The organism is Pseudomonas sp. SR18 (assembly GCF_023701505.1).
Classification (GTDB): Bacteria; Pseudomonadota; Gammaproteobacteria; order Pseudomonadales; family Pseudomonadaceae; genus Aquipseudomonas; species Aquipseudomonas cyclaminis.
The window spans coordinates 225,338-239,553 of record NZ_JAMQAU010000003.1; the positions used below are offsets into that span (position 1 = coordinate 225,338).

At 63.6% G+C, this 14,216-nt stretch carries 10 protein-coding genes; all 10 read right to left on the reverse strand.

The genetic code is table 11. The features are described from left to right. Positions 1–164: 164 nt before the first annotated feature. The 10 genes from NDJ82_RS06955 to glgA all read right to left on the reverse strand — a co-directional run bounded on the left by NDJ82_RS06955 (position 165) and on the right by glgA (position 13,894). The gene (locus tag NDJ82_RS06955; protein WP_191959029.1) at positions 165–824 is read right to left on the reverse strand and encodes a glycosyltransferase family 2 protein; all 660 of its coding nucleotides are present in this window, start codon (positions 822–824) and stop codon (positions 165–167) included. Further along, a complete protein-coding gene (locus NDJ82_RS06960; RefSeq protein WP_250925178.1) occupies positions 821–1,420 on the reverse strand; it encodes an SAM-dependent methyltransferase in 600 nt (199 codons plus the stop codon). The genes NDJ82_RS06955 and NDJ82_RS06960 overlap by 4 nt, the downstream gene beginning before the upstream one ends. Continuing rightward, positions 1,417–2,175 (reverse strand): PIG-L deacetylase family protein, encoded by a 759-nt coding sequence (locus NDJ82_RS06965; protein ID WP_099585299.1) that lies wholly within the window; start codon positions 2,173–2,175, stop codon positions 1,417–1,419. The genes NDJ82_RS06960 and NDJ82_RS06965 overlap by 4 nt, the downstream gene beginning before the upstream one ends. Then, the gene (locus tag NDJ82_RS06970) at positions 2,172–3,170 is read right to left on the reverse strand and encodes an acyl-CoA dehydrogenase family protein (RefSeq protein WP_250925179.1); all 999 of its coding nucleotides are present in this window, start codon (positions 3,168–3,170) and stop codon (positions 2,172–2,174) included. The genes NDJ82_RS06965 and NDJ82_RS06970 overlap by 4 nt, the downstream gene beginning before the upstream one ends. A gap of 1 nt (position 3,171) precedes the next feature. Then, the gene (gene glgX, locus NDJ82_RS06975; RefSeq protein ID WP_099585297.1) at positions 3,172–5,331 is read right to left on the reverse strand and encodes a glycogen debranching protein GlgX; all 2,160 of its coding nucleotides are present in this window, start codon (positions 5,329–5,331) and stop codon (positions 3,172–3,174) included. A 119-nt stretch (positions 5,332–5,450) separates the two neighbouring features. Next, positions 5,451–5,720, reverse strand: coding sequence for a DUF2934 domain-containing protein (locus NDJ82_RS06980; RefSeq protein ID WP_250925180.1), 270 nt, complete (start codon positions 5,718–5,720; stop codon positions 5,451–5,453). 24 nt (positions 5,721–5,744) lie between these two features. Then, on the reverse strand, positions 5,745–8,495 hold the full coding sequence (locus NDJ82_RS06985; protein WP_250925181.1) for a malto-oligosyltrehalose synthase: 2,751 nt from the start codon (positions 8,493–8,495) through the stop codon (positions 5,745–5,747). Beyond that, positions 8,492–10,576: a 4-alpha-glucanotransferase gene (malQ, locus tag NDJ82_RS06990; protein WP_250925182.1), complete on the reverse strand. Its 2,085-nt coding sequence runs from the start codon at positions 10,574–10,576 to the stop codon at positions 8,492–8,494. Before malQ ends, NDJ82_RS06985 begins: the two co-directional genes overlap by 4 nt. Next, positions 10,573–12,318: a malto-oligosyltrehalose trehalohydrolase gene (gene treZ / locus NDJ82_RS06995; protein ID WP_250925183.1), complete on the reverse strand. Its 1,746-nt coding sequence runs from the start codon at positions 12,316–12,318 to the stop codon at positions 10,573–10,575. The genes malQ and treZ overlap by 4 nt, the downstream gene beginning before the upstream one ends. Before the next feature lie 19 nt (positions 12,319–12,337). Then, positions 12,338–13,894, reverse strand: coding sequence for a glycogen synthase GlgA (glgA, locus tag NDJ82_RS07000; protein WP_099585292.1), 1,557 nt, complete (start codon positions 13,892–13,894; stop codon positions 12,338–12,340). Positions 13,895–14,216: the final 322 nt, after the last annotated feature.

The following is a 14,216-nucleotide window of genomic DNA, read 5'->3' on the forward strand; positions in this document are numbered from 1 at the left end:
CTTGTCGATTGGTGCTGGGTCGTGCCCCGTTGACGGGACGACTCTATTTATTCACCACAGACTCCGCCGTGGTGGTGCGTGGTCATTCAACCCTGAATGACCAGCAAGGCGTTTTCAGCATAGACAAGGATTCGCCGCTTTCACATTTTGCAATGTGGAATTTTTCACGGCGCGTGCACCAGGCTCTTCAAATAATCGCCAAACCCACCCTGGGCGCGGGCGTCCAGGCGCGCACTGGTGATCACTTGGGGCGAGTGGCTCCAGGCAATCGAGGCACCGCAGCGTTCCAGGCTGCGCACCAGTTGCACATCTTCATCGCAGGCCAAGGGTTCGAAACCACCGGCGCGAATGTAAGCACCTGCGCTGACCCCGAGGTTGGCGCCGTGGATATGCCGATGCCCGTCCCGCGCCTCGTAGCCCTGGAGATAGCGGATCTGTGCGGCCGGGTCGAAGTCTTCGCTCCAGGCATCTACCGTCACCGTGCCGCATACCGCATCGGCGTTCAGCGCCAACTGCGCCACCAGCCAGTCCGGTGCGACGCGGCTGTCGGCGTCGGTACAGGAAATCCAGCGGGCGCCCTGATTGAGCAAGTGCCGCGCACCGACGCCGCGCACATGCCCCACATTGCGCGCCCGTACTTCCAGATGCTGCACCGGGTAGGCCCTCGCGATGGCGGCGCTACCATCGCTGCAGCTGTCGAGCACCAACAGGATCTGCACCGCTTCACCCTGCAAGCCGGGGTGGCAGGCCGCGATCAATGCAGCGTCCAGGCACTCGGCCAACAGGGTTTCTTCGTTATGTACCGGGATCAGCACGCCGATCATCGCAAGCCCTCATGGCGAGCGACCGAGGTGCCATCGCGGCACCACAGGTCGAGGAGAAAATCCTGTTCGTGGTAGCTGGCGAGGCGCGGCATGGCCAGTCGTTCGTGGAGCAGGGCGTGCACCTGCTCGGCCGTCTGCGGGCAGCCTTCGATTGGCATGCGCCAGTGGCACGCCAGCAGTTGACCGTCGTCGGTCAGGCTGGCGAGCGCGTGGTCGATCACGCGGCCCAGATCGTCGGCGTCGAGGTAGTAACACAGCTCGCTGAGCACGATCAGCTCGAACCGTTCCGTCGGCCATTGTTCCGGCAGGCGGCGTTGCTGCACCTCGGCATGGGGGAACCCCAATAAACGGCTGCGCGCCAGACTGACTGCGGCTGCGGCGGTGTCACAGCACAGCAGGCGATCACAGCGCGGGGCCAATTCGAAACTCAATTCGCCATTGGCGCAGCCCGGCTCAAAGATGGCGGCGTAGCGCGGCCGCGTCAGTACGGCCAAGGTCAGCGCACGTTTGCGTCGCTCGTACCAGCGTTGACGAAACGCCCAGGGGTCGTCGTTTTCGGCGAACAGTTGGTCGAAATACGGCGTGGCCACACTCATACAAATACCACTTCAAAGGGCTGCAGCAGACGCTCCAGCACATAGGGGGCCAGCACGGGGGCCAGGCCGATCTGCGGGTCACCTTCCAACTGGCTGGCAAAGGCATGGATGGCGTGACGCTTGCGGGCCACGGTCTCGCAGCTCAGGGGGATTTTGCGCGCGCGATGCCACGGCACTTGGCGGTCTTCGGGGGTTGCCCAGTGCCAGGTCCACACCGGCAACTCATACAGCGTGGCGCCCGCTGCCTGGGCTGCCTTGGCACTGGCACGGCCGACGGCTTCGTGGTCGCAGTGGCCGTCTTCGCGCCAAGTGGTGAACACCACATCCGTGGGCTTGAGGTAGCGTTGGATAAACGCGCTCAATTCATCTTCCCGCGCTGCCACCTGGCTGTCGCTGAAGCCAGCGCGCAACCACTTCAGGCTGTGCAACGGCAACCCCAGCCGATGCAGGGCCTGCGCCGATTCCTGTGGCCGCACCACACTCAGGCGCTCCACCGGCCAGCGCCGGGAGCCGGGGTGGCTGGCGCTGCCGTCGGTCACCGAGATCAGCTGTATGGGCCGGCTGAGCGCGGCCAGACCTTGCAGCAACCCGCCGCAACCCAACACTTCATCATCCGGATGGGGCGCGATGATCACTGCGCGATGGCCCTCAGGCACCAGTTGTTCGACGCTGATCTCTGGTAACTCGGCCATCCGTGGCGACGTCTGCCAGCGATGCAGCGGCGTGCCTTGGCCGACAATCGGGTTGGGTTTCATAATTGCCACCTGCCCGTGGGTTCGCCGGCAACCAGCTCACCGAGCCCGGCCAAGTCACGTTCAGCGTGACTCTGGCGCAGGTACACCGGCAAATCCGCCATCAGCTGTGCAAAGTGCGGGTCCTTGCAATAAGGCCCGGCACCGACCGCACGGCCCACGTGGTGCATCACTTGTGTGACCGTGTCCTCGATGCAGGCCCGCGTCCGCTGGGCCAGCGCGCGGGCATCGGCCTTGGGCTCCTGGTCGATGTGCTCGGCGCTGGCGCGCAAGACGCAGGCGGCCGCGTTCAACGCACTGTCGACGGCGCCCAAGTGGGCGAGGGCATGGGGCTCCGGGCGCTTGGCGCATTGTTCACGCAACACTTCTGCCAGGCGTTGGGCGGCGCCATACCAGCACGCGGCAATCCCTATCCCGCCTTGCCAGAAGCCGGGACGGCTGAGGTAGTCACCCGGATGGCCGACCGCAATGGCGGCGGCCTCCGTGAACAGCACTTCGACACTGCCCGTAGCGGCCATGCCGACCGCATGCCAGCCTTCATCGGTCACCGTGACCCCCGGCGTGCGCATCTGCACCGCCACCAACTGCTGGCGGTCCTCCTCGTCCCACGCCGTCAGCAACCCATGGCTGACCACCGCCGCGCCGGAACACCAGGCTTTGCGACCGTCGACGATCAGTCGATGGCCGTCGCGCCGCACGCGCACTTTTGCATTCGGCGGTTCGGCGGCCCACATGCCCCACGTGCTGCCCAAGGGCGGCAGGGGGCTGTCCAGCTCGGCAATGATCGCCAACGCGTCGGTGTGGCCTTCGAATAACTTGCACAGGCGCAGGTCATGCCCGGCCACCTGGGCCAGGCGGCTGAAGCGTGCCAACGTCTGGCCGCTGCCGGGCAACGGCAGTTGGTCCAGGCCTTCCTCCTGAAGCGCCTTCAGGGCCTCGCCCAGGGCCTGCGTGTCCGCATAGCCCCGGTAGCCTTGAAGGAATCCATGCAAAGCCATGTCATACCTCGTCTTCGCGCTGCAGCTCGAACAACAACAGCGAGCGGCCGGTCACCGCGTATTCGTGTTCGAAATCAAAACGCTCCTGACCGCGCACGGCAATGTCATTGGTGTCGAGCATGCAGGTCCAGAACTCACCTTCGGGCACCGGCGGCAGGCGGAAATTGACCAGGTCGTGGTGCGCGTTGACCACCAGCAATAAGGTCGCATCGGCGCCGGCGCGGCGAATCCCGGTTTCCTGGGCGCGGCCATCCATCAACATGCCCAGGCAGCGGCCATGGCTGTCCTCCCACTGTTCGGTGGTCATTTCATTGCCATCGGGGGCGAGCCAGGTCACGTCTTTCACGCCGATGTCTTCGTTGTAGTCGCCCACCAGGAAGCGCCCACGCCGCAGGATCGGGTACGCCAGGCGTAGTTTGATCAGGCGCTTGACGAACTTGAGCAGCGATTTGCCGTCATCGTCCAAGTCCCAGTTGACCCAGCCGATCTCGCTGTCCTGGCAATACGCGTTGTTATTGCCATGTTGCGTGCGGGCGAACTCATCACCGGCCACGATCATCGGCGTGCCTTGGGCCAGCAGCAGGGTGGCGAAGAAGTTGCGCATCTGGCGCAGGCGCAGCGCGTTGATTTCCGGGTCGTCGGTGGGGCCTTCGACGCCGTGGTTCCAGGAAAGGTTGTTGTTGCTGCCGTCCTGGTTGTTTTCGTCGTTGTCTTCGTTGTGCTTGTCGTTGTACGACACCAGGTCGTGCAAGGTGAAGCCGTCATGGGCCGTGATGAAGTTCACCGAGCTGTAGGGGCGACGGCCACGATGGTTGAACATTTCACCGGAGGCTGTCATGCGCCCGGCGAAGTCCGCGAGCTGGCCGTCGTCGCCTTTCCAGAACGCACGCACGGTGTCGCGGAAACGGTCGTTCCATTCCACCCAGCCCGGTGGGAAATTGCCCACCTGATAGCCGCCGGGGCCGCAGTCCCACGGTTCGGCGATCAGTTTGAGCTGACGTAGTACCGGGTCCTGGCGGCAGGCCACGAGGAAGCTGTGGCGTTCGTCGAAACCGTCGCGGTAACGGCCAAGAATCGTCGCAAGGTCAAAGCGGAAGCCGTCGACGTGCATCTCGTTGGCCCAATAACGCAACGAGTCGGTGACCATTTGCAGCACGCACGGATGGCTCAGGTCCAGGGTATTGCCGGTGCCTGAATCATTGATATAGAAGCGCTTGTCGTCAGGCATCAGCCGGTAGTACGAGGCGTTGTCGATGCCGCGCATGGACAGAGTCGGGCCGCGCTCGTTGCCTTCGGCGGTGTGGTTGTAGACCACGTCGAGGATCACTTCCAGCTTCTGCTCGTGCAGGTGCGCGACCATCTCCTTGAACTCGGCGATCTTGCCGCTGGCCAGGTAGCGCGGGTCGGGGGCGAAGAACGCGATGCTGTTGTAGCCCCAATAGTTGGTCATGCCTTTTTCCAGCAGGTGCTGGTCGTTGACGAAGGCGTGCACCGGCAGCAGCTCTACCGACGAGATCCCCAACTGGCGAATGTGCTTGAGCACGTCGTCTTCCATCAGCCCGGCGCAGGTGCCGCGCACGGATTCGCCCACCGAAGGGTGACGCATGCTGATGCCGCGCAGGTGGGTTTCATAGATGATCGTGCGGTCCCACGGCACCCGCACCGGTTGGTCGTTGCCCCAGGTGTGCGCGGGGTCGATGACCTTGCACTTGGGCACGAACGGCGCGCTGTCGCGCTCGTCGAAACTGAGGTCGTCGTCAGGGTGGCCGATGGTGTAGCCAAACAGCGCTTCGGACCATTTGAGCTCGCCCACCAGTTGTTTGGCATAGGGGTCGATCAGCAATTTATTGTGGTTGAAGCGATGGCCGTTGGCCGGGTCGTATGCGCCGTAGACGCGATAGCCGTAAATCAGCCCTGGATGGGCGTCGGGCAAGTAACCGTGGAAAATTTCGTCGGTGTATTCCGGCAGCTCGATGCGCTCCAGTTCCACTTCGCCCGAATCATCGAACAGGCAGAGTTCGACCTTGGTGGCATTGGCCGAAAACAGCGCAAAGTTGACACCCAGGCCATCCCAGGTCGCGCCGAGTGGGAAGGGCAAACCTTCACGAATCCGCGACGGCTCATGGTCCGGCGTCGCTTGGCTTTTGTCGGGTTTGCTCATTGAAGTTGCTCCTGCAGGGTCTTTTTCGGGCCGAACGTCGCCGTGCTGACGAACATACAGCTGACAATCTGTGTGATGAAATGACCTCCCGCCGACACGTCGACGGGAGGTTGATGGAATTAAGGCTTGGGCTTTTTCGGCGCCGGTGGTTTTTTCGCCGTTGGTGGCGTCGGCTTGCCGGCAGCGGGGGCTGGCGGCTTGGCCTTGGCCGGCGGCTTGGGGGCGGCCTTGGGCTTGGCGCCCGCCTTGGGTTTGCTCGGCGTCAGCGCTTCAGATTCGGCCAGCTTGCGCGCCATCTCCCAGTGGCGTGCGTCTTCGCCATGGGGTTTACCTTCAGACTCCCAGATCTGATGCGCCAGCTCGCGTATGCGTTTGTCTTCAGTACTCATCACAATGCTCCTCACAGAAAATTTTCAGCTTTCTTGATCATCAGGATTGATAAAGACATTGACCGGGAAATCCCCCAGGGCAGCGCTGATCAACAGCTCCTTGTCTGGTGTGACTGCGCCTGTATGAAAAAGTCCCTTCCAGTATTGAGTTGGTGCGGCGAACGGTAATTTCAGTCGGGTATCGCCCCAAACCTGCGCATTGATCTGGGGATGCACACCGTTATCCAGCAGGTGATGAGGCCAGCGTGGCACCACCACCAGCAGGCGTTTGCCCTGGTGTTCGCGGCAGAATGCGACCACCCGCCCGGCGTGTTGGCCGACCACTTCCAGCGGCGTGTAAGTGCCGCTGCGAAACAGCTCAGGCTGAGCCTTGCGCAAGGCCAGCACCTGGGCAATCAAGGCCTGCTTGATGCGCCCGTCCCGCCAGTTGAACAGCAGTTCGCCGATGTCCGGCGGCGTATCCAGGGCCTGTTGCCGTGCACTGAAATCCACCGGGCGACGGTTGTCCGGATCCACCAGGCTGAAGTCCCAGAACTCAGCGCCCTGGTACAGGTCCGGTACACCGGGCACCGTGATGCGAAGCAAGGATTGCGCCAGCCCATTGAGCGCACCCGCCGGGGCAATCGCCTGGGCGGCCGTCGCAATCGCGGTGCGCAGCGGGCGGCCTTCGTCACTGAGCAGCAGGCGCGACAGAAACGCTTCGACGCCTTGTTCGTAGGCGTCGTTGGGCGCGCTCCAACTGCTGTTCAACTTGGCTTCGCGCAGGGCTTTCTGTTGCCACTGCCACAGGCGTTGTTGATAGCCGTCGAAGTCATCCCCCAGGTCCAGCGGCCAGCTGCCCAGCAGCACTTGGTAGAGGATCAGCTCGTCACCGGCCGATGGCGTGGCGGCATCAGTGCGCAATGGCGCGGCCAGGCTGCGCCACTGCTCAACCTGCTCCACGTACCAGGTGGCGCACTCGCTGAGCACTGCGAGCCGTGCACGGGTGTCTTCGCCGCGTTTGTGGTCGTGGGTGGCGGTGGCCAGCAGGTTATCCGGGAAGGCCTGCAAACGCTGTTGGTTGATCTGATGAAACTCAGCCAAAGGTGCGCTGAACTGCTCGGTGCTGAAGCCCACATCATTGCGCGACAGCAGCACCGCCGAGCGATAGAACGCGGTGTCTTCCACAGCCTTGGCGGCGGCGGGCGAGGTCAGTTGCTGGAAGCGTACACAGGCGTGCTTGAGGATCTTGCGCTCCCGGCCCACCGGGCGTTGGCGCCAGGGCTGGCCGCCGAGCCATTTTTCGAGGTGATCGAGCACCGGCCAGTCGCCCTCGCTCAAGGTGGTGCGTGCACCGTCCATGGCCTGCTGGAACACCGCGTCGTCGGCGGCGCTGCGGCCGAGGACGCTGATGTAGGTGCGGTACACCGGGAAGTGCACGATCAGTTCCTGCAAGGCGCGGCGAATCGCGCCCAGGGTCAGGTCGCGGGTCATCACATCGTCGCGGGCCACTTGCAGCAGCGCTTGGGCGACGCTTTCAAAATCCCCGCCCAACGAGCCGTTGAGGATTTGTTGGCGGGCCAGGCGGGCTTCTTCGATAAACGCCGAGGGCCGCTCGGTATGGCGCGTCCACAGTTCGGCCAGCGGTGCAAAACCGTCCGGCTGGTGTTGCAGCAACGACAGTTGGTCCATGAATTCATAGCCGGTGGTGCCGTCCACGCGCCAGTCTTCACGCAGGGTCTCGCCTTCGCCGAGGATTTTCTCGACAAAGATCGGCAAGTGCCGACCTGGCGCAAGAGCATCCACCCGGCGACGCAGCTTGCGGCAATATCCACGGGGGTCGGCCAGGCCGTCGATATGGTCGATGCGTAACCCATCCACCAAGCCTTGGCTGATCAACTCGAAGATCTTGCCGTGGGTGGCTTCGAACACTGCTGTGCGTTCGACGCGCAGGCCGCCCAGCTCATTGACGTCGAAGAAGCGCCGCCAGTTGATATCGTCCGCCGCCGTGCGCCAGCTCGCCAGGCGGTAGGCCTGTTGCTCCAGCAACTGATGCAAGCGGTTGAAGCCTTCCGGTTGGCGCCCGTCGAACTGGCTCAAGCGCTCTTCAATGGCCGGCATGACTTCGGTGGCGCGCTCGGCGAATGCCTGCTTGAGCCACGCGGCTTCGGCGTAGGCGTCGTCCTGATAGGCGAGGGCGGCGAAACGGTCAGCCATGGGTTTGAGCGTTGCGTCGTTGCCCAGAATCAGCGCGTAATCCCGTGGGCAGATCGGGAAACGATGCTCGTAATGCTCGACATGAAACGCGCCGTGCTCGGCATCGAAATGCAACGTCAGGGTGCCGGTCTGCAAGGCCTCGCCGTAGTCGCTGCCCAGAAACGGCATCAACAGCTGGCCCTTGAGCAGCGGGTCGGGCGAGTGCCACTGAATATCGAAGAATTCGCTGTACGGACTCAGGCGGCCCCACTCCAGCAGGTCCAGCCACCACGGGTTATCGGCACCGCCGACGGCCATATGGTTGGAGACGATATCCAGGATCAATCCCATGTCGTGTTCACGCAGCGCCGCCACCAGGCGGCGCAGGGCCGGCTCGCCGCCGAGTTCCGGGTTGACGCGGGTCGGGTCGACCACGTCGTAGCCGTGCATGGAGCCGGCGCGGGCACTGAGCAGCGGCGAGGCGTACAGATGGCTGATGCCTAGCTGGGCGAAATACGGCACCAAAGGCACCGCGTCGTCCAGGGTAAAGCCTTTATGAAATTGCAGGCGCTGGGTAGCGCGCAGGGGTAGGGTCTTCATCGGTCACGCTCATGGGCCTGGTTGCGCGCGACGGCCAGCAATTCGAGGCGTCGTGCAGCACCGGCGTTGTCCAGCAAACTTGAAGCTTCACCCGCCAGGCGTCGGCGCCAATTGGGATGGGTGTCGGTGGTGCCGGGCAGGTTGGCTTGTTCTTCGACGCCCAGGGCGTCCTCCAATGGCAACAGCACCAGCGGCGCACGGGTGTGGCCGAGGTAGCGCACGCTGGCGTCGATCATGTGATCGGTTTCGTTGCGAATCTCTTCGACGAAGTTCTGCGGGTCCTGGCTCAAGGCCTGGCGCAGCGCCTGGCGTTCGCGCAGACGGTGTTCGCTCCATTGATCCACGGTGGGCGCATCGATCAGGCCGAGCTGGATGTTCCAGTCGATATCGCGGCTGTGCCACCAGCCGTTGAGCGTGGGCAAATCGTGGGTGCTGGTGGTCGCCAGGGCGTTGTCCGGCCAGTCGAGGATCGGCTTGAACTGGCCGTCATGGCCTTGCTCGAACAGCAACACGCGCATGCCCAGGATGGAGCGGCCGCTGAGTTTTTCGCGCAGGCCTTCGGGCACGGTGCCGAGGTCTTCACCGAGGACGATGGCCTGGTGGCGGTGCGATTCCAGCGCCAACAGGCGTAACAGGTCGTCCACCGGGTAATACAGGTAAGCCCCTTCCCGGGGCGATGCGTCCATGGGGATCACCCACAGGCGCTGCAGGCCCATCACATGGTCGATGCGCAAGCCGCCGGCATGGGCGAAGTTGGCGCGCAACATCTCGATAAAGGCACGGAAACCGTTGCGCTTGAGGCCTTCGGGGGAGAACGCGGAAATGCCCCAGCCCTGGCCGGCGCGGTTAAGGATGTCTGGCGGCGCGCCCACGGTCAGGTCGGCCAGCAACTCGTCCTGGCGACTCCACGCCTGGCTGCCACCGCCGTCGGCGCCCACGGCCAGATCGGCGATCAGACCGATGCCCATGCCACTGCCCTTGGCGGCTTGTTGGGCACGCTCCAGGCACCGGGCGATCAGCCATTGGGTAAAGGCGAAGTAGCCGATCTCTTCACGGTTGTCCTCGGCGAACTGCGCCAGCGCCGGGCTTTGCGGCGTGCGCCACTCTTGCGGCCAGTGGCGCCAGTCGAGCTCTTCGCCGGCAGCTGCGCGGGCGGCTTGCACGGCTTCGAAGCGACAGTGGTTTTCCAGGGCTTCACCGCCGGCCTGGCGGAAACTCAGGAAGTCCGCATGTTGCGGATGCTGGCCGTGGCGGAAGTCTTCATACAAGGCGCGCAGCAGGCGTTGCTTGGCCTTGGCGGCGGCGGGCCAGTCGATCAGGGCGTGTTGCTCCAGCGCGTGCAGCTCCTCCTCCAGGCCGAGCGCCTCGATGGCGCTGCGCACTTCACGTTCGCCGAGGATGCAGCCGGGCGAGGCATACAAGCTGTTAAGGAACAACCGGCTCGACGGCGAATACGGGCTGTAGCGTCCGGTGTCGGCGCTGAACATCGCGTGCATCGGGCTGATCGCCAGGGCATCCGCACCGCGTTCGGCGGCCGAACGGGCCAGGTGCTCCAGGGCCAGGGTGTCGCCGAAGCCACCATCGCCCAGACGGCGCAGCGAGTACAACTGGGCACTCAGGCCCCAGGCGCGGGCGGGTTGGCTGTCGACGGCTTCGGCGACGCTGTAGCAGTGGGTGGGGGCGACGGCGAGGGTGAAGGTCTGGTCGTTGATGTACACGCGGTGATAGCCGAGGGCGATCACGCCGGGCAGCACCGCGTCGCCATCGAGACGCAGCTCCAGGGTTTCGCCGTTTTCCAGGCTGACGCGGCACTGCGTGTCGGGTTCGAAGTAGCGCGCCAGGTCCAGGCCGTGGCCGCTGTCGATGGTCAGCAGCGGCGGCAGGTGTTTGTCTTGCTGCTGTTGTTCCAGTTCCAACAGGCTGGCGTCGATCTCTGCATCGGTGTCGGCAGGGTGGCCCAGACCTTTGAGCACGGCGCGCAGGGCATCGGGTGTCACGCGTTGCGGACGGCCGTTGGCGTCGATCCAATCGACGGCAAGGCCCGCGCGGCTGGCGAGGATTTCCAGGTTCGCTTCGCTCAAGGGTGTTCTCCAACAGGGGAAAGGCTGACGCGCGCGCTGTACGGCGGCAGTTGCGCGCCTTGCTCAGCGGGCGTGGCGAAAATAACGTGCTGCGGCGCCGGGTGATTCACGGGCGTGGCACTGAGGTTGAGGTCGATCTGCAACAGGCTGCCGTTGCCCAGGCGCCAGCGCGCGGTGACGGCGCCGTCTGCCAGTACCTGGGCGCCCAGCGCCACGCTGCCGGGCAGGTGCGGCACGAGGTGGCGACGGCGCAGGCTCAGCAGTTGGCGGTAGAGCTGCGCGTGTTCGCTGTCGGCAAACACCGGGGCCGATTGCTCGAAGGTCGGCAGGGCGTTGGGATCGGGAATACGTGCGCGTCGTTCGGGATCCTGGAACGCGGCGAAGTCGGCAAACTCGCTGCGCCGGCCTTCACGCACCGCTTCGGCCAATTCGCCGTGGTGGTCGGTGAAAAACAGAAAGGGTTGCTGGGCGTTGACTTCATCGCCCATGAACATCAGCGGGATCATCGGCGACATCAACAGCAACGTGGTCGCGGCCCTGAGTGCCTGGGGCGTGCAGAGTTGGTGCAGGCGCTCGCCCATGGCGCGGTTGCCGATCTGGTCATGGTTCTGCAAGAACAGCACAAAGGCACTCGGTGGAAGGTGCGCGCTGGGCTCGCCACGGCGATGGCCATGGCGGGTGGTGTCACCTTGGTAGATGAACCCTTCGCTCAGGCAGCGGGCCAGTTTGGCGGTGGTGTCCTGGGCGAAGTCGCTGTAGTAGGCGTCGGTTTCACCGGTGAGCAGCACATGCAGCGCGTTATGGCCGTCGTCGTTCCACTGTGCATCGAAATCATGCTCCAGCAGGCTGGCCTGGTTGAATTCGTTTTCCAGCACCAGCCATACGTGGCGGCCGGTGTCGACCTGTTGGCGCACCCGTTGCGCCAGTTGTTGCAGGAAACCGGGATTGTCGATGGCGTGCACGGCGTCCAGGCGCAGGCCGTCGAAGCGGTACTCCATCAGCCACATCAGGGCGTTGTCGAGGAAGAAGTCGCGCACCTCGCGGCGCTCGAAATCGATCCCGGCACCCCAGGGCGTGTGCACGTCGTCGCGAAAGAAGTCTCGGGCGTATTGGCCCAAGTAGTTGCCGTCAGGGCCAAAGTGGTTGTAGACCACGTCGAGGATCACGGCCAGGCCGTGTTCGTGGGCGCTGTCGATCAGGTGCTTGAGCTGCTCAGGCGTGCCGTACGAGGAGTGGGGGGCGTAGGGGAGAACGCCATCGTAGCCCCAGTTGCGTTCGCCGGGGAACTGCGCCAACGGCATCAATTCAATCGCGGTCACGCCCAGCTCGGCCAGGCGCGGCAGGTGCTTTTCGACGCCGGCGTAGCCCCCCAGCGCGCCGACGTGCAGTTCGTAGATGACCGCCTCATGCCACGGGCGACCGGCCCATTGGCTGTGCCGCCATTCGTAGGCGAGGGGGTCGACCACCAGGCTCCAACCATGCACATCTGCAAGCTGGGCTCGGGAGGCGGGGTCAGGCACGTCCTTTTCCCCGTCGATGTTGTAGCGGTATCGCGTGCCCGCCGCGCATTTTATTTCTACTTCGAACCAGCCCGCTGCCTGCGGCAGCATGGCGACTGATTTACCGTCTTCCAATTCAACGCTGACATAAAACGCGTCTGGCGCCCACAAGGCAAAACGCGTGTGTTGCGCGTCCAGCATGATTGCGCCGTGGGGCCAGGTTTCCAGAGTCCGTAATGGCATCTATAGAGACCTCCCTTGATTACTTGACTGATTTCCCCAGGGCCTTGGCCACAAGTTGTTCGTAGAGTTCTGCGTAGGGTTCGACCGCCTGGCACCAGTTGAATGGTTGGGTCATGGCCCGGCAGCGCATGGCGTTGAGCAGTCCCGGGAAGGCGAAGACCTTGAACGCACGGCTCAGCGCTTCTTCATAGCTTTCCACGGTGGATTCATTGAACAGGAACCCAGTGACGCCGTTCTCGATGGTGTCCGCCAGGCCGCCGGTATTGCGTGCCACCGGCAATGAGCCGAAGCGCTGGGCGTACATCTGGCTCAGGCCGCAGGGCTCGTAGCGCGAGGGCATCAGCAGGAAATCACTGCCGGCGAACATGCGGCGGGCGTCGGTTTCGTTGAAGCCGATGCGTACGCCGACCTGGCCCGGAAAACGCAGGGCCAGTTCACGCATGGCCTGTTCTTCTTCCGGCTCGCCGCGTCCGATGATCGCGATCTGGCCACCGTTCTCGACAATGAAACTGGCGACTGCTTCGGTCAGGTCCAGGCCTTTTTGATAGACCAGGCGCGAGACCACGGCGAACAGCGGGCCAGTGGAGTCGTGCAGGCCGAACAGTTCGCGCACATGGGCGGCGTTAATGGCCTTGCCTTCCCAGTCGCCGATATTGAAGTTGTGGGTCAGGTGTTCGTCGGTGGAGGTTTCCCAACTTTCATCGATACCGTTGGGGATACCACTGAGCAGGCCTTGCTGGGTCTTGGCGGCGAGAAAACCGTCGAGGCCGCAGCCAAATTCCGGGGTGGTGATTTCCTGGGCGTAGGTCGCGCTCACCGTGGTGATATGACTGGAATACGCCATGCCGGCCTTGAGGAACGACATCTTGCCGTAGAACTCCATGCCTTCCTGTTGCAGGGCGTGGGGCGGGATACCCAGCTCCGGTGTGGAGGCGAGGCTGACCACACCCTGGTAAGCCAGGTTATGGATGGTGAACAGGGTCGGTGTGCGTGACCCACGCCAGTGCATATACGCCGGGGCCAGGCCAGCGGGCCAGTCGTGGGCGTGCACCAGGTCCGGGCACCAGTGGATCTGCGCGAGGTTGGCGGCGATGTCGGCGGCGGCGAGACCCAGGCGGGCGAAGCGGATATGGTTGTCCGGCCAGTCGCGGCCGTTGTTGGCGCCGTAGGGCGTGCCTTCACGCTCGTAGAGTTCGGGGCAGATCAACACGTAGATGACCAGGCCGTCCTTGAGATCCATGCGCCCGATCTTGCACGGCGGCAGCGCGGCGTGACCGCCCAGCTCACCGATGATATGGATCGGGTTGTCGCTTTCCATCACCTGCGGGTAACCGGGGATCAACACGCGCACATCATGCAGGTGGGCCATGGCGCGGGGCAGGGCAGCGGACACGTCGCCCAGACCGCCGGTTTTCACCAGGTCGGCAAACTCGGAGGTGACAAACAGGACTTTCTTTCGATTCGGGTTTTGACTCACGACTGGCCGCACAGTGTTGGGCAGGTCGGCCAATGATGTAGGCCCCCCTGCGGGCTGACTGAAACGCTCTCCCTGAGTATCTACTGCGGCACTGATCATAATGCACTCCCATTTTGTTGGTCGGCTAATGGCCCGCTGCCATTAGCTCCGATTGACCGCATCCTGCGGCCAGGCGCACAAGCACTGTACAAACTGGCAAGGCGTATGCCAGTTGCACGGGTTGTGAAAAAAGATTGGATGGACGGGCATTTGCCGTGAAGCCAACGCGCTCGCCTTACCTTAAAACTGGACCAATGGCAGAGTCTGAAAGTTTCGATTTTTTGCGGGGTTTTTGTTTTGGAACGGACCCATCGGTCATGAGTCTAGGACAGATCCCAGAGCCTGTAGGGTTTCTAGGCAGATTTTGTAGGACAAAATACTT